Below are 20,478 nucleotides of genomic sequence, written 5' to 3' on the forward strand. Positions count from 1 at the left end.
TAGCTCATTCAAAAAACTAGCTTTGCGAAACGTTATGTTTCGCGATTTATAACCATTTGACTGGTCGCTCATTGTTCAGTTTTCAAAGAACAAATTTCATGTTCTGGTTTGTTGGCCCAGAATCAGATGATACCATACTTCGAAACATGATTGCAAGCTTTATTTTCAACTTGTTTTCGTTTCGAGCACCGCGTCCCTGTATCTCTCAGCGGCGGAATTAGAATATATCATGGTTCGACATCATATGGCAAGTCTTTTTTCGAAATTATTATAAAAGCGATAATCCGAAGGCGCATGATGCGCCTCCGGGTCTGCTGTAAGACTATCTATAACGCTGGATGAGATCAAGTTTCAACTGCCAAGCTTCGACACTAATATTCACGCGATACATCTCCGGATTCAGCTTGCGAAGGTACTGCGGCCAGAATAACTTTAGCTGCTGCTCATGATAACTCCGGATGCCCTCAAGGGCGGGCATCGAATATACAAGCTCCCCCGATTGGAATATCGGCTGCAAAAGCGGCACAGCGTCGTATTCTTTAATGACTTTGTGGATATAAGGATGCAGAGGATCGAACAGCTCTATAGCCTCTCCCCGCTTTACGGCTTCTTCATGGCGAAGTGCGATATAATCGCCGTCAGCCATCCCGGTTGCTCTGTTAATTATGCGGTAGACCTCTTTGATCCCAGGGGTGCTGACTTTCTCGGGATTCCCTGAGATTTTGATAACGGGCACATACGTACCATCGCAACCCTCACGAGCAACGAGCTTATACACCCCGCCCAGCGAAGGCTGGTCACCTGCCGTTATCAGCTGCGTGCCAACACCCCAGACATCGATACGCGCCCCTTGCGCCTTAAGGTTGAAAATAATATTTTCATCCAAGTCATTCGATGCGATGATCTGAACATAAGGGAATCCCGCTTCATCGAGCATATGTCTCGCACGCTGCGATAAATATGCGAGGTCACCGCTGTCGAGGCGGATCGCGTTCATCCGTTTACCCTGCTGCTCGAGCATGCGGGCGATATGAATGGCATTCGGTACGCCGCTCTTAAGCGTATCGTAGGTATCTACCAGCAGCGTTACATGATCCGGAAGCACTTCCGCGTATTTGCGAAAGGCCTCCTCTTCACTCTCATGCCCCTGAACCCAAGCGTGTGCATGCGTACCTTTGGTAGGGATTCGAAACAACATCCCCGCTCTTAAGTTCGATGTAGCATGGAAGCCGGCAACATAAGCAGCCCTCGCTCCCCAGATCGAAGCATCAGCTTCCTGCGCGCGTCTTGTGCCAAACTCCAGCAGGCCGTCCTCACCGGCAACCTGCTTAATCCGCGAAGCTTTGGTAGCGATCAGCGTTTGAAAATTAACGAAGTTGAGCATGGCCGTTTCGATTAGCTGCGCTTCGAACACTCTCGCTTCTACGCGAATCAGAGGCTCATTCGGGAAAATAATCGTTCCCTCCGGGACAGCGTCCAAGTTACCCGTGAACCGAAATGCACGAAGCTCCTGCAGAAACGTCTCCTCGTAGTTCTCTTCCTGCTCCCTCAAATAAGCAATCTCATCATCGCCGAATTGCAGACCTTTAATGTAATGGATGACCCGCTCGAGCCCGGCAGCAACCGCGTAGCCATTGCCGAACGGAAGCTTGCGGAAAAACAGCTCAAATACCGCCTTATCATTTAAGGTGCCGTTCATCCAGTGCGCGTACATCATATTAATCTGATATTTATCCGTATGGAGCGTCAGATTGTCGTAATTCATAGAACCTCATTCCTTCCACCAGTCATCATAAACCGTCACGGGACCGCGGCGTTTATGCTCCGTTAGTTTGTAACGCGCTTCGATTTTGTCGCTTAACTCGACCGGCAATGTTTTGCCCTCTAAATAGTCGTCGAGCTGCTCGTAGGTCATGCCTAGTGCAACCTCATCCGGAATTCCCGGCTTCAAATCCTCTAAATCCGCGGTCGGTTTCTTCGTATATAAGTGAGCCGGACAGTTCAATGCTTCTAATAATGCTCTTCCTTGACGCTTATTCAAGCCATAGATTGGCGCCATATCGCAGGCTCCGTCCCCATGCTTCGTATAAAAACCCGTTATCGCTTCGGCAGCATGATCCGTGCCCAGCACGAGCAGCCCATAATGCGCCGCCAAATCGTATTGCGCCTTCATCCGCTCCCGCGCTTTTACATTTCCTTTATGAAAATCGCCCAGCTTATCTCCCGTTGCCGCCTCAAACTGCTCCACGGCCGCATCGACCGCCGGTTTAATATTGACGACACTCGTACGAGTCGGCCCAATAAATCGGAGCGCATCCTGGCAATCGTCTTCGTCCTTCTGCACGCCATACGGCAATCGGACTGCCAGGAAGGTAGCTTGGTTCTTGCTTGTCGGATCGGCATTATATTCGTCCACGGCCAGCTGTGCGAGCTTGCCTGCCAATGTGGAATCTTGACCGCCCGATATGCCAAGAGCATATCCTCTGGCCCCTGTATGCTGAAGATAAGCTTTCATAAAACCGACTCTACGCCGGATTTCTTCCTCTGCATCAATCGTCGGTTTTACTTGCAAGTGTTCGATAATTGCTTGCTGCTGCTTATTCACCATAATTCAATCTCTCCTTTATAGAGTCGTGTGATTGGGCCAATTGGGGGTGATTGAGTGATTTATGATTGGGTCATTAGTTGATTGGCTGATCGCCTGCCACTACTTCTGCGCCGAGTGAATGCTTGAAATGCCCCAGCGCCCACTCATGCCCCTGCTCATTAAAGGTTGCCACGCCATCGGCATGGACCACAATCTGATAGCCTCTATTGTAAGCATCTACCGCCGTATGCAGCACGCAGATGTCCGTACAGACGCCAACCAGGTGAAGCTCCGTAATCCCTCTCGCCCGAAGCTGCAATTCCAGGTCCGTTCCGCAAAAGGCACTGTATCTCGTTTTGTCCATCCAATAGATACGGTCCTTCTCCGTCTCATAAACCTCTCGCAGTTTGCCGTAGAGCTCCCGTCCTGCCGTACCTCGAATGTTGTGCGGAGGAAACAGCTTGTGCTCGGGATGAAGCGCATCGTGCTCGTCGTGCAAATCTACGGCCATCACAACAAAGTCCCCTTGTTCTGCAAACTGCTTTGTTATCGCTGCGATGCGGCTCTCGATCTCCATTGCGGGCTGACCAACCGGTAGACGACCGTTCACAAAATCAACCGTGAAATCAATGACAACCAATGCTTTCATCATATCCACCTTCCTTATTTGAATTCATGGAATCAAATCATGTCATTGTGACAATATCAACTCCGTAAAAAGAATGCCTAGCTGTATATAGACAACTGAGGCACATAATCAGTGAAGCGATAAAGCTGTGCTGCCCGCTGAGAGTAGCGATTCGACATCTTCAGCTCGCCGCGCGAATCCCGGATTTCTTCAATAATGCCTTTGCGGCTTTGCGTCGATGTAATCTTGCGGATAAAGTTGCGTTCCACGAAGTCCGGCACAACCGCCTCAATAACCTGGTACAGCTCGCCGATCGTAAACTCCTCAGGCAGAAACGCTCTGGCAATGGCCGTAGTCAGCATGCTGCGGCGAATATGACCCAGTGCATCCTGCAAAATCTGCTTATGATCGAATGCCAGCTCCATCTCCAGTGCCTCCTGCACCGAAAACAACCGAACATCCGCAGCATCATCGGCAGCTCTGCGATGCTCAAGCTCCCCTTCGTGCACGAGCGCGCAGAAGGCGTGCGAGATCATCCATCCGCGCGGATCCCGCCCGGGCTCGCTGTAGGCGTTGAAATATTCGATATGAACATTGTCGACGCCGGTTTCTTCTTGCAGCTCCCGCTTCGCGCTCTCGAGAATCGTCTCGGTGTCTTTCGAGAAGCCTCCGGGCAGAGCCCACTGCTCTGCGAAAGGCCAGCTTTTGCGCTGAATGAGCAAGACCTCCAATTGGCGGGTCGGGAGAGACTTCTTCGCCGTATTCCGATGTGTCGAAGTAATCGTGAATATCACAATGTCCGCAGGCGCACCGTCCGGCGTGCGATAGTTACGCGGGGAATAAGTCAGCTCTTCGGACTCATTAGCCTCATTAATAGGTTGGGTCAAGGTGCATCACCTGCTTCGTAATCTTTATATTGTCATTATGACATTATTAAAATATTTGTCAAGCGGTTTGTTGTAAATGTTTCCTTAGGGAAGCCTGTCTATTCGTTACACATGGAGACCAAGCTGCTTCTGACTCTGAATGCAATTCCTCAATTGGGCCAATTATGATACTATTACGTTTGGCAAAAACCATCATATTCGCTAACTTCAGGAGGCCATATCCGTTGTCGAAGATCATTCAAGTCCATGAACGGCCGTCACTCGCGGCCAGCATTCCGCTTAGCTTGCAGCATTTATTCGCCATGTTTGGCTCGACCGTACTCGTCCCGATTTTATTCAAGGTAGATCCCGCAACGATTCTGCTTATGAACGGTATCGGTACCTTGCTCTATCTCATCCTTACGAAATTCAAAATCCCTGCTTATCTGGGATCCAGCTTCGCTTTCCTCTCGCCGGTATTCGTGGTGCTGCAATCAGAAGGAGGATATTCCGCGGCGCTCGGGGGCTTCATTGCGGTTGGCCTCATCTTCATGCTCGTTTCCTTCATCATTAAACTGGCCGGCACACGCTGGATCGATGTCGTATTCCCGCCGGCCGCGATGGGCGCGATTGTTGCCGTTATCGGCCTCGAGCTTGTGCCGACCGCAGCACAGATGGCCGGCCTTATTGCCAAGTCTGGCTCGTCGGCAGATTGGTCGCCTGATGCGGCTACCATTACGGTATCCCTCGTCACGCTTTTTATTGGCGTTGTCGGTTCCGTGCTATTCCGCGGATTCATGAAGGTTATTCCGATTCTGATCTCCGTTATCGTCGGGTATGCCCTCGCAGCAATCCTTGGGCTGGTGAAAGTAAAAGCGACGCTCGATGCCGCTGCCTGGTTCAAAGCTCCAACGTTCTACTCGCCGACGTTCGACTGGTCCAGCATCGCGATCATCGCGCCGGCGGCCCTCGTCGTCATCGCCGAGCATATCGGCCATTTGATCGTAACGGGCAACATTGTCGAGAAGGATTTAACGAAGGATCCCGGGCTCAGCCGATCGCTGCTTGGCAATGGCGTATCTACGGTTCTATCCGGCTTCGTCGGCTCTACGCCGAATACGACCTACGGCGAGAATATCGGCGTAATGGCAATCAGCCGTGTATATTCGGTATGGGTTGTCGGCGGTGCGGCCATTATCGCGATTGTTCTTTCTTTCATCGGCAAGCTGTCCTCCTTGATCCAGACCGTACCCGAAGCCGTCATGGGCGGCGTGTCGCTGCTGCTCTTCGGCGTTATCGCCGCTTCCGGGATTCGCATGCTGGTTGAGACCAAGGTCGATTACTCCAAGCCTGCCAACTTAATGTTAACCACCATCGTGCTGGTCATCGGACTTAGCGGTGCTGCGCTGAAATGGGGTAATTTCGAGCTCAAAGGAATGGCGCTCGCGACGGTTTCCTCCATTGTGCTCAGTTTGTTCTTGAAGATTATTGAAGTCTATAAGCTGGCTGAAGACTAGATTGCAGGTTAATCAAAGAAGAGGGCGTCCATGCGGACGTCCTCTTTTTCACTCTTGTCCGATGGTAAAGCAAGAGCCGGAGCTATTCGCCCGTGAACTGAGGCGGCCGTTTCGCGCGGAAGGCTTCGAGCGCCTCCAGCCGATCCCTGGTAGGAATAAGCGCTTCGTAAGCGGAGGTTTCGAGGGAGAGGCCTGACGGGAGGTCCAGGTCCAGCCCTTGGTCAATGGCCCGCTTCGCCTGGTACACGGCGAGCGGGGCATTGGCAAGGAGTTCTTCGGCTGTCGCCGCGCATTGCGACTTAAGTTGTTCTTCGTTCTCCGCGACGTCCGTCAGCAGACCGAGCCGATGCGCTTGTTCGGCTGTGATCCGCCGCGCCGTGAGAATCAGCTCTTTGGCTTTGGCCGGGCCGATCAGCCGCGGCAATCGCTGCGTGCCCCCGGCGCCGGGGATGATGCCGAGGCTAACCTCGGTCAGCCCCAGCCTTGCACTGCTTATGGCGTAGCGGAAATCGCAGCATAACGCCAGCTCCAGTCCGCCGCCGAAGGCGAGGCCGTTGATCTTGGCGATCGTCGGCTGCGGCAATCGCTCCAGCGCGGCGAACACAGCCTTGCTGCGGATGATCCGCTGCCGAATCTGCAGCGGGTCGGTCAGCATGCTTCGCTCCTTTAAATCCGCGCCGGCGCAGAAGGCACGCCCTTCGCCTTCGAGGATGACGACGCGGATTCCGCGAGTATCGGAAGCAATGCGATGCAGCTGCTCCTCAAGAGCAATAAGCATCGCTTCGTTAATCGCATTGAGGCTCTCCGGGCGATTGAGCCGAATCGTGCCGATATGCCCGCTTTGCTCCCAGAGAACAGGCGGCTGAGGCTGAGGCTCCGGTGATTCCGTAGTCATGGCGATGCCGTCCTCCCTTCTCCTCCTTCTTCCTCTCCCGCTAGACCGGATAAACCGGATGCTTCCGCTCTGTGAAGGTAACGGTTTTTGAAGTGTACGCCTCAAAACGTTTGATCAGCTCTCTGCGCAATGCATGGGCCGGAACGATGCCGTCGATGACCATATCGGAAGCCAGCTGGTAGAGATCGATATCCTGGCGGTATTCCTCGCGTTTGGCGGCGATGAATTCGGAGCGCTGCGGCTCTTGCAGCTCCGCAATCTTGTTCGCGTACACGGCGTTGACCGCGGCTTCCGGTCCCATGACCGCGATTTGAGCCGAGGGCAGCGCCAGGCAGCAATCGGGTTCAAAGGCCGGACCGGCCATGGCGTAAAGGCCGGCACCGTAAGCTTTGCGCACGATGACGGATATCTTCGGCACCGTCGCTTCGGACACGGCGGCGATCATTTTGGCCCCATGCCGAATGATGCCCGCTTGTTCTACCGCCGTACCGACCATAAAGCCGGGCACATCGGCGAGAAACAGCAGCGGAATGTGGAACGCGTCACATAAGCTGATGAATTTGGCGGCTTTGTCCGCCGAGTCGTGGAACAGGATGCCGCCCTTGGTCTTCGGCTGATTCGCGATAATGCCAACCGGTTTGCCGGCTATCCGAGCGATACCCGTGATGAGCTCCCTCGCGAAGAGGCGTTTGATTTCGAAGAACGAATGCTCATCAATGAGGCCGTCGATGAACGGATACATATCGAATGGGGTATATTGGTTATCCGGAATAATCGAGTCGAGCGGAACTCTCAGATCGGCAGGGGGACGGGTTTCTTTGGTTGGCGGTTTTTCCGTGAAATTAGGCGGGAAATAAGCTAGGTATTGTCTCGTCAGCGCGATCGCTTCCTCCTCGCTCTTCGCGAGCACATCTCCGCAGCCCGAGACCGAGCAGTGCATGCGGGCTCCGCCGAGCTGCTCCAATGAAGCTTTCTCCCCCGTCACCATCTCCACGATGCGCGGGGAACCGAGGTACATGGAGGCATTGCCCTCGACCATGATGACGATATCGCAGAAAGCCGGGATATAGGCGCCGCCTGCCGCCGATGGCCCAAACAAGAGACACACCTGAGGGATTTTGCCCGACAGCTTCACCTCATTGTAGAAGATGCGCCCTGCCCCTCGCCGCCCCGGATACATGAGCGCTTGGTCGGTTATCCGAGCCCCCGCCGAATCGACAAGATAGAGCAGCGGCACTCGCAGCTTATCCGCCGTCTCCTGCATCCGAATGATTTTCTCCACGGTCCGCGCTCCCCAGGAGCCTGCCTTTACCGTGGAATCATTGGCGATGACGCATACGGTTCCGCCGTGAATCTTGCCAATGGCGGTGACGACGCCGTCAGCCGGCAGCCCTGCTTCGTTGCAGCTGGCGAACAAAGCATCCTCGAGCTCGAAGTCCGGATCAAACAGCAGCTTCAAGCGATCGCGCACGAAGAGTTTGCCTTGCTCCGCATTCTTCGCGTGATATTTGGCGGCGCCGCCCTTCTTGATCTCCTCGATCTGCTCCTGCAGCCGGCCATTCGCCGATTCGTGTGAAGATTCCATAGTTCTCGGTACTCCCCTCTGCTGCTGACTCTGTCCTAATAACAGCCGATTTGGGCTGCAATGACCAGACGCTGAATTTCCGAGGTTCCTTCACCGATTTCGAGCAGCTTGGCATCGCGCATGTAGCGCTCTACCTCGTACTCTTTCATATAGCCGTAGCCGCCGTGAATCTGGACCGCTTGATCGCATACCTTCATGCACATCTCGGTCGCAAAAAGCTTCGCCATCGCCGCTTCTTTCTTGAACGGCCTCCCCTGATCCTTCAGCCATGCCGCCTTGTAGACCATCGTGCGGGCGAGCTCGATGTTCATCGCCATATCGGCCAGCTTGAACTGAATCGCCTGAAACGCGCTGAGCGTTCGGCCGAATTGCTTGCGCTGCTTCGCATAGCGCAGCGATTTGTCATAGGCGCCTTGGGCGATGCCCACCCCCATGGCCCCAATGCCAATTCGGCCGCCATCGAGAACGGCGAGAAACTGCTTGAAGCCGTTCCCTTCCTTGCCGAGCAAATTCTCCTGCGGCACCGCTACTTCTTCGAGCACGAGCTCGGTCGTGTTGGAGGCGTGAAGCCCCATTTTCTCGTAGCTGCAGTGGGTGGTGAATCCGGGTGCATCCGTTGGAACGATAAACGCGCTGATGCCGCTCGTTCCCTTGGACTTATCGGTGACCGCAGTAAGGGCTAGATTGCGCGCATAGCTGGCATTGGTGATGAAACATTTGGAGCCGCTGATGCTCCACTGATCCCCGGTTCGTACTGCAGTCGTGCGGGTTCCGCCCGCATCCGATCCGGCATCCGGTTCGGTCAGTCCAAAGGCGCCGAGATACTCGCCCCTGCAAAGCGGCGTTAAGAAAGCCGCTTTCTGCTCTTCCGTGCCGAACAGTGCGAGCGGCGCTCCCCCGAGCGACACATGCGCAGAGTACGTGATGCCGGTTGACGCGCATACTCGGCTGAGCTCTTCGACTACGATCGCGAAGCTGATCGTATCTGCTCCGCCTCCGCCGTATTGCTCCGGAAAAGGAAGGCCCATTAAGCCGAGCTTAGCAAGCTTCTCGAAGACTTCCACCGGAAACGTGCCGGTGCGATCCCGATCGACCGCCCCCGGCGCCACCTCCGCATCCGCAAAATCATGAATCAAATCCCGAATCATCGCCTGCTCTTCCGTTAAGTCGAAGTTCATCGCAAGCAACCCCTCTTCTGCTTAAGTCGTGGTGGCGGGCGGCAAAGGTGTTACGGATGGTTCACCATCATCATCGTCGTCCATTTCAATTTCCAGCCGCAACAAATTAGCCGCGTAGCACTTGCCGAGGTTATCCATCCGAAGCGTGGCAGACCCGCCTCCGCCCAGCGCGGCGCGGCAAACATAATTCATGGCCAGCAGGTTAGGCACTACATAACGTACGACTTCCCCTTCGATCAGGCCGGTAAAATGCGCCTTGACCCGATCCGTCGTCAGCTCTCGCTTCACCAATTCGAACACAGCCGCATCTTGTGCGAAAACCGCAATATTGATTGTATTTCCCTTGTCGCCGGATCGTGCCTGCACAAGATGACGAAGCTGCTTGCGTATACGCGCCACGATAGCTACACCTCCACAACCGTCACTTGCACGCCCTGCTCGATGAACGCCCGCTGCACGAGACAAGACCACATGCCGAGCAGCTCACGCGGCTTCATCACGCCAAGGAAAGCGCCCATCGCAGGAGGACCGCTCAGCATGAGCGGCGGAACGAGCCGGCCCAGTTTGGCTGCATCGTCCTTGCTCTTCGTTCGCATCGCTACCCGCACATACACTTCGTTCAGCTCTTCCTGCTGAGGCAGCTTTGCCAGCGGTCCATGCAAGGAATTGTAACCGAGGTAATCGGTACGAATTTCTTCATAGCTAAGACCGAGCCGTTCAATATGGCTGCGAACAATCCGATCGGCAGTCTGAGCTTTGGCAAGCGCATCCGGCCACGAATACCCCCAGATGGCCTGCCCGAGCCAGCCGTCGGCGTAGCCCATCACGACTTTGAGCGTATCGGGGCGTTCGGAACCGCGCGCACCCGAAACCTCGACCCTGTTCGGGCCAGCGTCAACCAGCGTGACCCCCATCAGATCCAGCACTACATCAGGCGTGACATATGCCGCCGGATCGTGAATTTCATACAACAGCTGTTCCTTCACCGTATCGACGGAGACGAGTCCGCCGGTCCCCTCTGTCTTGGTTAGCGTGAACGTTAAATCCTCGCGAACTTCCGCAATAGGAAAACCAATCCGCTCCAACTCCGCTACCGCCTGCCAGTCACCGCTGAAATTGCCGCCCGAAGCTTGCCCGGAGCATTCCAGAAGATGACCCATTAACACCCCTTGCGCAAGACGATCCCACTCATCCGGCCCAATAGTGAATTCATGAATTAACGGCGCAAGAAATAGTGCCGAGTCGGTGGTTCGGCCTGTAATAATGACGTCCGCCTCTTGCCGAAGCGCATTCACAATCGGTTCGGCGCCTAAGTAGGCGTTGGCGAAGACGATACGTTCTTGGATGGTGCTTATATCCCGGCCATCCTCCATATGGGAGAGCGCCGCTCCTTGCCGCATGAATTCGGGCAGCTGCGAGCGCACATCGTCCCCGGTCACAACGGCTATCTTTAGCCCTGTCAGGCCCAGTTCACCCGCAATTCGCTTGGTTTCCCGCATCGCCCCAAGCGGATTCATGCCTCCCGCATTCGTGATGATGCGGATGCCTTGCGCTTGTGCTATCGGAAGCAATTCTTTCATCGTACGACCAATGTCGGCGGCATAACCTCCGGCCGGATCACGCTGCCGGTCCTTCTGCAGAATCGCAAGCGTAAGCTCAGCGAGGCTGTCAAAGCAGATATACTGCACCTTCCCTCGCTTAGCCGTCTCGATAGCGGGCCATACTGAATCGCCATAGAATCCCTGTCCCGCTCCAATCCGTATTGTTTTCATGCGAACCTCCTTTCGATAATCGCAATCGATCGCGAGGTATCTTCCTTCTTCATTCTATGGCGGGCAAAAGGGGGCTAGACATATAAACAAATACCCCGAGCATTGGCAGTAAGCCAGCTCGGGGTATTTGTCATACCGAACGTATTAATGATTCATGAACCCTTGGAACAAAATGCTGATCATCTTCGCCGTCTCTTCGCGCGTAGCAAATTGCTGCGGATCGAAGCTGCTTCCTGCACCGGCGGATGCTCTGCCGTTAATGATACCTGCTTGCTGAACAGCCGCAACCGCTTCTCTCGCATAGCTCGAGATACTCGCCTCGTCTGTGAACGTGACGCTCGGCACTGTTTTCGGAAGCGTGTAATGCAAGGTTGCGGCTAGACGCGCAATCATCGCCACCATTTGCTCCCTTGTAATCGGAGCACTCGGATTAAATACGCCTGCGGCTGCACCGCTTGTAATTCCGGTTGCCGCTGCCCATTGCACGGACTGCGCATAATACGCATCCGCACTTACATCGCTGAACTTACTTCCTTCATACGTCGTCAAGTCGACCCCGGCAACGCGGGCCAGAATCAGGGTGAAGTCAGCTCTTGTCACTTGCTTCTTAGGAGCAAAGCTTCCGCCGCCTACACCTTCCATGATCGCTCTTGCAGACAAGTAAGTGATTTGGTCCTTCGCGAAGCTGGATGCCGTATCGGTATACTTCACATTGTTGCTGGCGATCGCATACGTCGAGAAATGGGCTACGGAGAAGACCAGTTGTCCTGTTGCCTTGTCATACTTGGCATTAGGCAGCAGCTCGAGTTTGCCATTATCAGCGATATAGTAAGCGATGATGGCATTGGCATCCTCACCTGCGCTTAACACATATGGAATGCTGATATTGACGATGCCGCCCGCAAAATCAGATACCTTCTTCCCATCCAACACTACATTAAAATCATACACGGGATGCGAGCCAATCGCTTCGGCAATCGCGGCTTGATTATCCTTCGTACGAGCAGCCAGTTCCTCTGCCGAAAGCTTCGCAACGGATACCGTTACCTCACCTGCGCTCGCAGCATTCGCTACTGTGGCCATTGCTTTCTTATCCAGCTGCACCTGTCCGATTCCCGATTGAATAATCAGCGCATCCGCGACGCTGCCGGAAATCTTATCCATCGCCGCTGCCGAGAAGGTCACCGCCGTCTCCTTGGCACTCGCATCGGCTACGGCTTTGATCGCAATGATATCTTTCGCACCTGCCGAATTGGAAGCCGCCAGCTTGGACAAGACTTCTTCGACTTGTTTATCCGTTACGGCCGCCGTCGCTTTGCCCGAAGCATCCGTAACTGCTTTCACTTCCGTCGTCACTTTAGTTCCATCCACAACAGGTCCAGTGGCAGGCGGCGCGGTTGGGCCCGTAACCGGACTGCTTGGAGGCGCATCCGCACTCGCAACCGTAACTGCCGCTTCCGCTACGCCATAGCCGTCTGCGCTTAGTGCCGTTATGACAGTCGTTCCCGCTCTAAGAGGCGAAACTTTACCGGCTGCATCTACCGCAGCCACGGTTGCATCCGATGATGACCAAGTTACCGTCGCGGCACCATTTTCAGCATGGGGGACTACTGTAGCTGTCAACTGCGAAGTCGAACCGCCAACCTTAAGCGCCAATTCTTTCGCATTCAATGTCACTTTGTCCACATTCAGCTGATACACCGTAATCATACCGCCTACTTCATGAGCGACCAGAAGAAGCGGCATTCCGCTTGGACTTGCCGTTGCGGGGATAAACTCCAGACCTTCCGGACCGATGTCGCCTTGCAGATCCGACGTTCCAAAGTTGCGTGTATTCGTATAATTAACAAAAGCAGGCGTCTGCGGGTTCGTCACATCGTACGTCATGATACCGCCCACGCGCTCAAGGCCGATGAAAGCCAATGCCTTGCTGCCCACTTTGCCGACTTTCACATACTCCGGTTCCGGACCTTTCTTCGTGCTTCGTTTATCAAAAGCAACCTCCTTATGATCGGAGTTGAAATAGGCCGGAAGACGTTGTGCTGTAATTTTCTCAAAATCATTCTTGCTATCAAAGACAGGTTCTAAGCTGTCCGCATTCCAAATCGAGAAGGAACGAGCGCCATATAAGTAAACGCCATCCGGTCCCATATCGCTTGGTACTTCTACGCTGTCATAGGCTGTTTTGCCGCCTACCGTTTTGCCAGCTAAGAAAGTAGCTGCTTCCGAAGTAGGCGTCAATCCGCCTTTCACAAGGCCGCCGATCGTAGAGATATTGGTTCTGCCCGGCCATTCCGTCGCATCCCCTTCGTTCGCCGTGAACAAATACGTTTCTCCGTCCACGGTGTACGTATCGATGCCATCCGGCATGAACATGCCTTTGAACGGCACGTTCTCGAACTTAATCTTGCTGTCCTTCACCAAATCGAGGGAGTTCTCGGCCAGATTCAAATCCTTATAGCCAAGTCCGGTAACCGCCGTTACCGTTCCGCTGGCAATATCGATCGTCGCTATCGCGTTATTCTCTTGCAAAGATACATAGGCTATTTTCTCGTCATCAGACAATGCGATGTATTCCGGCTCCAAATCATACTTAGCCGCTTCTTTCGATGCAGCCGGACCGGTAATGAGACCCGCCTCATTTGCAGTGCCGCGAAGATGAACCCGATCATCGATGACGCTGACATCGTCGAATTTCACGTGTTTCGTCACGTTGTTCACGCGATCGACGATTGTCACGCTGCCTTCCGGATCAGCGCCGGCTAAACGCGGCTCGGCTTCATCCGCTGTTAATACATAACGGCCGTCATGCGTAACTTTGATCATATCCGGTTGTACGCCTGCCTCGTAGGAGGTGACATATTTGCCGTCGTAATCAAATACGAGAATCGCTCCGTTGTCCGTATACGTCTTCTCCTGAATGGCGGCGTAAACCAAATCATTCTTCAGATCGATATCCACACTCGTAAAATCACCGTATTCGAAGTCGGGCAAGTTCTGTTGAACAACCTCTTCGATATTGATCGAGGTCGCGTCCGCTTCCGGTTTTCCCGTGTTATCCAAGGATACGATATCCAGTGTCGCGGGATCGCTGGATCCGTTGACGGAATAGAACTTATGATTCTCCGGGTTGTACTTCACGATCTCCGCAACGCCGCCGTCCCCGTTAGGCGCACCGGCAATAAAGGAGCCCACTCTCGTCATCGTCAACGTATCCGGAATCGCTTCATTGACATGAAGGACATAGGATTTGCTTATGGTCTGCGGCGTCGATGCGCTGTCCGTAATGATAACTTCCACATTGTTCATCGCAGGCGCGTCTGAGGCCAGCGTTCCGGAAATGACGCCTGTTGCAGCATCAATTGCCAGGCCTGCAGGCAATCCTGTTGCGCTGAAGTGATAAGGTGCTTTCCCGCCTGTCACGCTGATGGCAGCCGAGTATGCTTGCGCTGCTGCCCCATCAGCAAGCTCATTCGTGGAAACGACAAGAGGCGTCGGAGCAACGCCCCATTCGCCATCATTTCCGCTGCGAGGGCCATAAGCGGTTAACTCCGGCTGACCGGCAACCATGGACCCGTACGTAATTTGCACAAAATCGTTCTTGTTATTATCGCTGTCCGCAAAATTCACACGTCTTAGCGACATATTCTTGGAAGTACCGCCCGTAGTGCCGGCGACTCCTGTACCGACTGTCTTGCCCGTAGGATAGGCCGTCTCATAACCGCTAATATCACTTCCGTTATCATTGCTGCCTGTACCCAGCATATCCACATAACCCGCAGGCTTATTGACGAACGGATTCACCGATACCTCTTTATCCAGCAAATCTTGATTGCTCATCAGGACGAGTTTCATCCCTTTATTCTGAAGCGTACGAGTAAAGCTCTGATCGAACTTGTCGTCCGCAATCGCTAGTTTAATCGAAGGAAGCGTCGTGGCATTGCCACGGATCAAATACGAAGCGTGCGCAGCGATCGTTCCCGTCAGATCCAGCTTCTCCCATGCACCTGTTGCCCCGGTAGTGGTGTTCGTAGTTTCTCCGCGATCGGCATATTGAATGGACCATGTGCTGAGATCCACGTTTGCATCTGTCGGATTATACAGCTCGATGAAGCCATGGCTTACGGCAGCGCCATCGGTTGAAGCCCCTCCGCCATAATACTGATTGATGATTACATGCGGAACTTGGACGCTGTACCCCCCGTTGGCATCGTACGGCGTTCCTTGAATAACAGCCGGATCGGCAGAAGCAGGCAATACTCCGGCCAGCATACTTGCGGCAAGCTCAGTTGAAAGCAGAAGTGCCAATAGCTGTTTATTTCTCTTCTTCAACATGTCTTCACTCCTATAAAGGGATTGTCCTTGAAATTATAGGGGAGAAATGTGAAGCATCTATTAATGCGAAATGGATGTTTTGTAAATGAGAGGTAAAAAAATAACCCCGCAAACTTAGGAACATGCCTGAATTACGCGTGGTTATCCACTTTGTTACGTTTATTCAATTGGAAAAAACGCATCCCTATTTCGCGGATTCTTTGGTCGCCTTATCCAGCATATCGTTCCAATTCGCAAATTGGGTCTCTCTGGCTACATGACGGTCAAACAGCTCATCGGGAATATTACGAATGTCCTCGTGGTTTTCCACTTGGAAATTGCCCTTCTCGAGAAACTCCGCGAAGCTCTTCATGCCGGAATACTTCCCCATGAAGGAATCGTTGAACAATCGGTCAAACGACAGATGATCCGGATCTTCCTGAATCGTCTTCTGTCCTTGCAGTTCCTTTAGCAATTCATCAAATGGCATTGGCTTATGCTTTCTCAGACGCTCACCCCTAAAAATATTTTTATCACTAGTATAACCATGACGGCACTGATTTCTTCCTGTTTATTCAAGCTCAGTATATGTGAAAGTCAGACACGGCACACCGCTACTCTACCCAGTATACAAAAGGTACCCCTAGTTTGAACACCTTTTTTCAAAGTGTCCTGTCTACGGGTACCTATTCGAAGCAATTTGGCAAGTTCTATAATTACTATTCTTCGTTAACCGATTCTGCGTATTTCTTAAAGTTATCCATGATCGCCTGCCAGCCGGCTTGCTGCATTTCAGCGGCATTCATGGTTTCCGTCTCGAACGTTTCGATGACTTTCGTCCCGTTATCTTGGCTGATGAACGCAATCGAAACTTCCCTGCCATCGCCTAATGTATAAGCAATCGCCTCGTTGATCCGCACTTCGTCATAAACGCCGCCAAATTCGAATTCGAAGCTGCCGTCCTTCGCGGCCATCTTGGAAGTGAAGGATCCGCCCACCCGTAAATCATTCTCGGAGAATGGCGTGTGCCAATCATCGGAGGCGTTGTTCCATTGGGTGATATGCGCCGGCTCGGTCCAGTATTTCCAAACTTTCTCAACGGGTAAATTCACGACTGTTTGCACGGTTAATTTCTCAGCACCTGTTCCCATTTCCAAGACCGCCTCTACTCGTAAAGTAACTGCTAACAAGCACATTTTACCAGAACATTCATTCTTACTCAACGGCTTGCCGAACTACGCGTGAATCTTCACTTTCGTGCCTGTCGGAACGGTGCCGAACAACCATTCTACATCCTTATTCAGCATCCGGATGCAGCCTGCGCTGGCATTCGTTCCGATCGAGGAAGGGGCATTCGTACCATGAATGCCGTATTTCGTTCCTTGCGTATTCGGCACGCTCAGCCCAAGCCAGCGGCTGCCCAGCGGGTTCTTCGGATCGCCGCCCGGGATTTCTTTGGCCATGTACCATGGATTCTTGATCTTCGTAATAATCTCGAAGCTCCCGGTCGGAGTTGACCCCTTCTTCCCGCTTGCGATGTCGAAGGTCTTCTCAACCGCTCCGCCCGCAATCACATATAACTTGTTGCGTGTGATGTCGATCTCAATGGAGACCAGCTTCGCGGAAGCGGAAGCAGAGGCCGGTGGAGTCACCGCCGTCGTCCCCTGCGGTGCTGCGACAGTCGCACACTCCTCGATCGAGTAGAACGGATTCGGAATTTGCACCACTTGTCCTGCCTTGATTGAGGCTGACGTCGTTTCGATGCCGTTCACCTTGGCGATCATTTGCTGATAATCCTGTACATTAAAATATTTGGCCGATAAGCTGTACAACGTATCGCCCTTATGCACCGTGTATTTCAGTTCGCCTGCCGGCAGCGGCACGCGCAGCGCCATCTCTGCCTTCAAATTCGCTTCCGTGATGTGATTGTACGCCATCAACGCGTTCATGTAGTAGACGCGGTTGAAATAATGATTCGTAATCGCATACAAGGTATCGCCTTGTTTGACCGTGTATTGATCCAGCACCAGCGGGTTCGACAGCTTGAGCGCCGTCCCTGCTTTCAAGCTTACCTTCGGATCCAGCCCGTTCGTTCTTGCCACCTGCTCATAATCGCCTGTCAGATAAAACTTCTTGGCAATGCCGTATAACGTATCGCCGGGCTTTATGTTGTACGAAACGCTGCTAAAGGATTCTGTTTCTGCGTAACCCTGCGTGTTCGTCATGACGGGAAAGCTTGTCCATAAGACCACCAACATTACTATACTTAAGACCCACTTCGATTGCCTGCTCAACGATGATCACACCTTCTGCCGGAATAAATTGCGGCTCAGATGATTCGTCATCATTCGTCAGGAATCCTTTTTATTTCATGTCGATTTTAGAAAAATAATCCAATCGTAGGAGTCCGGAGAAAAAGCCTGCCCGCAGTGGGTTCTTGAGGACCAAACCTTTTCTCCTTTTGCCCGGTTATCGGAGAGGGATAAAGTCCCAGCTGGATTGGGGATGCTTTAGAGCACCGTATTGCCGTCATTGAAGAGCCATTGATCCAGCCACCGGAATGCATCCTCTTGCATCTGATTATCGAATTTATGAGGCCCGGGGTAGAAAAGACCGCGATAACGATCACCGGCCCCCATTTTCTCATAAATCGCCTTTAGCTTCCGGTCGCTCTCTTCTTGTCCTTCAATCGTCCATAGGGGATCGTCGATATCGTATTGCACCATTACGGCATTGGGTCCGCTTAGTGAAAGGATGTCCGGCATATCCAGATAAGAGGATAAGTGCGGAACATGCATCATCCATGTGTGCCGCTGAATGCGATGGGCCACGACCTCACGGTTGGTAGACATGAAACCCACGCATACCGCGCATTTGATTCGATCATCCAAGCCGGCTAGGTAAATCGTTCTCAAGCCGCCCCCGGATAATCCGCCGCAGCCGATTCGATCGCCGTCCACCTCGGGTCGCGTCAACAAATAATCGACGGCCCTCCGATCTTCATAGGCCATGATTCCCGGCCAGGTGGTGCCTGCCAGAAATAGCGTTTTGGCCACCATGGATTCATACTCGCCCGCAAACTGATTGTAGGCTTCAATATAAGCTCTGGAGTCCGGCTCTTCGCGCAGCACGGGAAGGACATATTCATCGGGAACGCTCTCCACGTCCGTCTTTCGCGACCCCCATAAGAAAACATCCGGCACAAAAACCGCATAGCCCCGCTTCGCCAGCTTGGTTGCCCATGAACTTCCTTCATAAGCGGCCTGCTTGAATTCCTTCATGATTTCCGGCTCATCGTCCAGCTCTACCAGCTTCTCTTTGCCGAAGTACTTGAACCCTCCGTGATCGTGAAGAGCTACAACAGCCGGCAGCTTCCCTGTCCGTTCAGACGGATATAAGAGAATGCCTTCCGTTCTTGGGCCAAACGGCTGGTCGTAGCTGACATGCTCCACAACGAGCCCGTCCTTCACATACGAGCGATCTACTCTTGCTTGCATGGGACACGGATCAGCCTGAAAGGACAGCAGCTCCATCACCTTCGCCCTTGTCGTCGATCGCCAACTGTCGATGTCCGCCCCCTCATAGGCTAGAAAAGAAAGCGGAAACGAACATTTATCGATGGCATTCATGGCTAGCGGCAAATAATTGCCGAATAGACTCTTCATGTCGAATTCTCCCCTCCAATTTAAACAGCTTTGATTCGATTAAAGATTCGCAGCAGCGGGACGGCTAACAACAATGAGGCAACTCCGGCCAAGATGAAGGGCATCGAAATCATCCCCGTAGCCAAATACCCTGCTATGGAGATTGTTCCTCCACCTTTGAGCGCGACCTCTCTGGAGACTAAGCATCGGGACAGGCTGTGCGTTTGCTTGCTTTCAGTGACGAAATTCGCGAATATCGGAATGGTGAAGAACGGCACCAGAAACCCGCCTGCCGCGGACAAGGTAAACACGCTTATCGGCGCCATCGCATAAGGCCTTACGATCCAAATGACCGCATAAGCAAGCAGCGGCAGAAGCGCCGGCAGCAGCCATTTGCGGACATCCGTCAATTTGCCGATCACTAGGTTTGCGCCAAGCACGCCAAATTGAATAAACACGGCAACAAAACCAACATCGATGAAAGCGGCGGAGACGGTGTACACATACAGCGACCAGAAGATATCGGCCGTATCGCTGAAGCCTGACAATACGGACGAAACCAAATAAATCCGGATGGCTGCAAATGGTGATTGAGGCTGTTGCGCTGTTCCTTCCGGAGACCCTAAGGGTGCCTCGACGATAGAGGACATTACCTTGGCCTCGTTACCAGTACTCAGGTATGAAACTAGCAGCACGACGATCGACACCACGAAGAAGGCAATCGCAATCGTCGATACGGCTTCAATGCCGAAATAAGTCAGCACGATGCCGCTGATGCCGGGTCCGATGATTTTGCCCGCAACAGATGCGGCGCGGAAGCGGCCCGTAGCTTTCCCCACTGCTTTGCCGGCCGATGAGGCGAACAAATAGTTCAAGGGAACCCAGTAGAACGCATTGGCGCAGGCTGTCGATGCGATCAAACCGTACAAAAGCAGGCTGCCATGTCCCGCAACTAATAAATACTGTGTAGCCAGTACGGGAATGAGCCGGAGCAGAATAAACACAATCGGCTTTGCCGTCATATAACGGCCCAAGGTCATATTGAGCAGAGACTGCAAGACATAATAACCGCCTAAGTAGGCCGCTGCATAAGCGATCGAACCCAGCTCTTTGTAGATTAAGATGGGGATAAATACTTTGAGCAGGCTGTCAGCAAGCTCGTTCATGACTCTATGGACCAGTAGGATCTTGGGGTTAACGGTTCTCAAGTTTCTCTCTCCGATGCACATACTTTCTATCTATACGGTTATTATAAGGAACCTTATTCCGGTTTGATAGATCATACGCGCAATAAAATAGGCAGCACAGGGTTTACCCCTGTGCTGCCGGTATGGGTTTGAACTATTGGGCGATTTCGGCGCTGAACCTTCGCCTTCCTCATTTGGCGAGACCTTACGAACCGTAGTGGCGTCACTCGCCGATTTTCGGTCTTGGAGATTCTAACGAATCGTAGAGGTCTTATTGGGCCGAATATCCGGTCTCCGAAATTCTA

Annotated in this window: 16 protein-coding genes; 1 reads left to right on the forward strand and 15 read right to left on the reverse strand. The window is 53.0% G+C overall.

Annotation, left to right across the window (positions count from 1 at the left end; all coding sequences use genetic code 11):
- Positions 1–322: 322 nt before the first annotated feature.
- From BM412_RS23700 to BM412_RS23715, 4 genes are all read right to left on the reverse strand, one after another.
- Positions 323–1,765 (reverse strand): nicotinate phosphoribosyltransferase, encoded by a 1,443-nt coding sequence (locus BM412_RS23700; protein ID WP_091223971.1) that lies wholly within the window; start codon positions 1,763–1,765, stop codon positions 323–325.
- A gap of 6 nt (positions 1,766–1,771) precedes the next feature.
- On the reverse strand, positions 1,772–2,608 hold the full coding sequence (gene nadE, locus BM412_RS23705; RefSeq protein WP_091223973.1) for an ammonia-dependent NAD(+) synthetase: 837 nt from the start codon (positions 2,606–2,608) through the stop codon (positions 1,772–1,774).
- Positions 2,609–2,681: 73 nt separating this feature from the next.
- Positions 2,682–3,236, reverse strand: a complete 555-nt coding sequence (locus BM412_RS23710) for a cysteine hydrolase family protein (protein WP_091224613.1) — start codon at positions 3,234–3,236, stop codon at positions 2,682–2,684.
- A gap of 77 nt (positions 3,237–3,313) precedes the next feature.
- Positions 3,314–4,102 (reverse strand): NUDIX hydrolase, encoded by a 789-nt coding sequence (locus tag BM412_RS23715; protein WP_256256556.1) that lies wholly within the window; start codon positions 4,100–4,102, stop codon positions 3,314–3,316.
- A 224-nt stretch (positions 4,103–4,326) separates the two neighbouring features.
- Between BM412_RS23715 and uraA the strand changes: the two genes are divergently transcribed.
- On the forward strand, positions 4,327–5,598 hold the full coding sequence (uraA, locus tag BM412_RS23720; protein WP_256256557.1) for a uracil permease: 1,272 nt from the start codon (positions 4,327–4,329) through the stop codon (positions 5,596–5,598).
- An 82-nt stretch (positions 5,599–5,680) separates the two neighbouring features.
- Here uraA and BM412_RS23725 read toward each other — a convergent pair whose 3' ends face one another.
- The 11 genes from BM412_RS23725 to BM412_RS23775 form a co-directional block, all read right to left on the reverse strand.
- The gene (locus BM412_RS23725; RefSeq protein WP_091223977.1) at positions 5,681–6,493 is read right to left on the reverse strand and encodes an enoyl-CoA hydratase-related protein; all 813 of its coding nucleotides are present in this window, start codon (positions 6,491–6,493) and stop codon (positions 5,681–5,683) included.
- A 40-nt stretch (positions 6,494–6,533) separates the two neighbouring features.
- A complete protein-coding gene (locus tag BM412_RS23730; RefSeq protein ID WP_091223979.1) occupies positions 6,534–8,078 on the reverse strand; it encodes an acyl-CoA carboxylase subunit beta in 1,545 nt (514 codons plus the stop codon).
- Positions 8,079–8,113: 35 nt separating this feature from the next.
- Complete coding sequence (locus BM412_RS23735; protein WP_091223981.1) at positions 8,114–9,256, reverse strand: acyl-CoA dehydrogenase; 1,143 nt, start codon at positions 9,254–9,256, stop codon at positions 8,114–8,116.
- A 21-nt stretch (positions 9,257–9,277) separates the two neighbouring features.
- Positions 9,278–9,655, reverse strand: coding sequence for an AtuA-related protein (locus BM412_RS23740; protein WP_256256558.1), 378 nt, complete (start codon positions 9,653–9,655; stop codon positions 9,278–9,280).
- 5 nt (positions 9,656–9,660) lie between these two features.
- Positions 9,661–11,028 (reverse strand): acyclic terpene utilization AtuA family protein, encoded by a 1,368-nt coding sequence (locus BM412_RS23745; protein WP_091223983.1) that lies wholly within the window; start codon positions 11,026–11,028, stop codon positions 9,661–9,663.
- A 144-nt stretch (positions 11,029–11,172) separates the two neighbouring features.
- The gene (locus BM412_RS23750; protein WP_091223985.1) at positions 11,173–15,363 is read right to left on the reverse strand and encodes a choice-of-anchor I family protein; all 4,191 of its coding nucleotides are present in this window, start codon (positions 15,361–15,363) and stop codon (positions 11,173–11,175) included.
- Between the two features lie 184 nt (positions 15,364–15,547).
- Positions 15,548–15,832, reverse strand: coding sequence for a hypothetical protein (locus BM412_RS23755; RefSeq protein WP_091223987.1), 285 nt, complete (start codon positions 15,830–15,832; stop codon positions 15,548–15,550).
- Positions 15,833–16,061: 229 nt separating this feature from the next.
- Positions 16,062–16,493, reverse strand: a complete 432-nt coding sequence (locus BM412_RS23760; protein ID WP_091223989.1) for an SRPBCC family protein — start codon at positions 16,491–16,493, stop codon at positions 16,062–16,064.
- 84 nt (positions 16,494–16,577) lie between these two features.
- Entirely contained in the window at positions 16,578–17,600 is a 1,023-nt protein-coding gene (locus tag BM412_RS23765; RefSeq protein ID WP_091223991.1) for a LysM peptidoglycan-binding domain-containing protein, read from the reverse strand.
- 252 nt (positions 17,601–17,852) lie between these two features.
- Positions 17,853–19,007, reverse strand: a complete 1,155-nt coding sequence (locus BM412_RS23770; protein ID WP_091223993.1) for a dienelactone hydrolase family protein — start codon at positions 19,005–19,007, stop codon at positions 17,853–17,855.
- A gap of 20 nt (positions 19,008–19,027) precedes the next feature.
- The gene (locus tag BM412_RS23775; RefSeq protein WP_177246055.1) at positions 19,028–20,194 is read right to left on the reverse strand and encodes an MFS transporter; all 1,167 of its coding nucleotides are present in this window, start codon (positions 20,192–20,194) and stop codon (positions 19,028–19,030) included.
- Between the last annotated feature and the right edge of the window lie 284 nt (positions 20,195–20,478).

This window comes from Paenibacillus sp. BC26, from assembly GCF_900116125.1.
Lineage (GTDB): Bacteria > Bacillota > Bacilli > Paenibacillales > Paenibacillaceae > Paenibacillus_Z > Paenibacillus_Z lignilyticus.

Coding starts and splice junctions, on each gene's coding strand:
- BM412_RS23745 (WP_091223983.1), bottom strand. CDS start 11,028: ATGAAAACAATACGGATTGGAGCGGGACAGGGATTCTATGGCGATTCA.
- BM412_RS23750 (WP_091223985.1), bottom strand. CDS start 15,363: ATGTTGAAGAAGAGAAATAAACAGCTATTGGCACTTCTGCTTTCAACT.
- BM412_RS23755 (WP_091223987.1), bottom strand. CDS start 15,832: ATGCCATTTGATGAATTGCTAAAGGAACTGCAAGGACAGAAGACGATT.
- BM412_RS23710 (WP_091224613.1), bottom strand. CDS start 3,236: ATGAAAGCATTGGTTGTCATTGATTTCACGGTTGATTTTGTGAACGGT.
- BM412_RS23770 (WP_091223993.1), bottom strand. CDS start 19,007: ATGAAGAGTCTATTCGGCAATTATTTGCCGCTAGCCATGAATGCCATC.
- nadE (WP_091223973.1), bottom strand. CDS start 2,608: ATGGTGAATAAGCAGCAGCAAGCAATTATCGAACACTTGCAAGTAAAA.
- BM412_RS23765 (WP_091223991.1), bottom strand. CDS start 17,600: ATGTTGGTGGTCTTATGGACAAGCTTTCCCGTCATGACGAACACGCAG.
- BM412_RS23760 (WP_091223989.1), bottom strand. CDS start 16,493: ATGGGAACAGGTGCTGAGAAATTAACCGTGCAAACAGTCGTGAATTTA.
- BM412_RS23735 (WP_091223981.1), bottom strand. CDS start 9,256: ATGAACTTCGACTTAACGGAAGAGCAGGCGATGATTCGGGATTTGATT.
- BM412_RS23730 (WP_091223979.1), bottom strand. CDS start 8,078: ATGGAATCTTCACACGAATCGGCGAATGGCCGGCTGCAGGAGCAGATC.
- BM412_RS23700 (WP_091223971.1), bottom strand. CDS start 1,765: ATGAATTACGACAATCTGACGCTCCATACGGATAAATATCAGATTAAT.
- BM412_RS23725 (WP_091223977.1), bottom strand. CDS start 6,493: ATGACTACGGAATCACCGGAGCCTCAGCCTCAGCCGCCTGTTCTCTGG.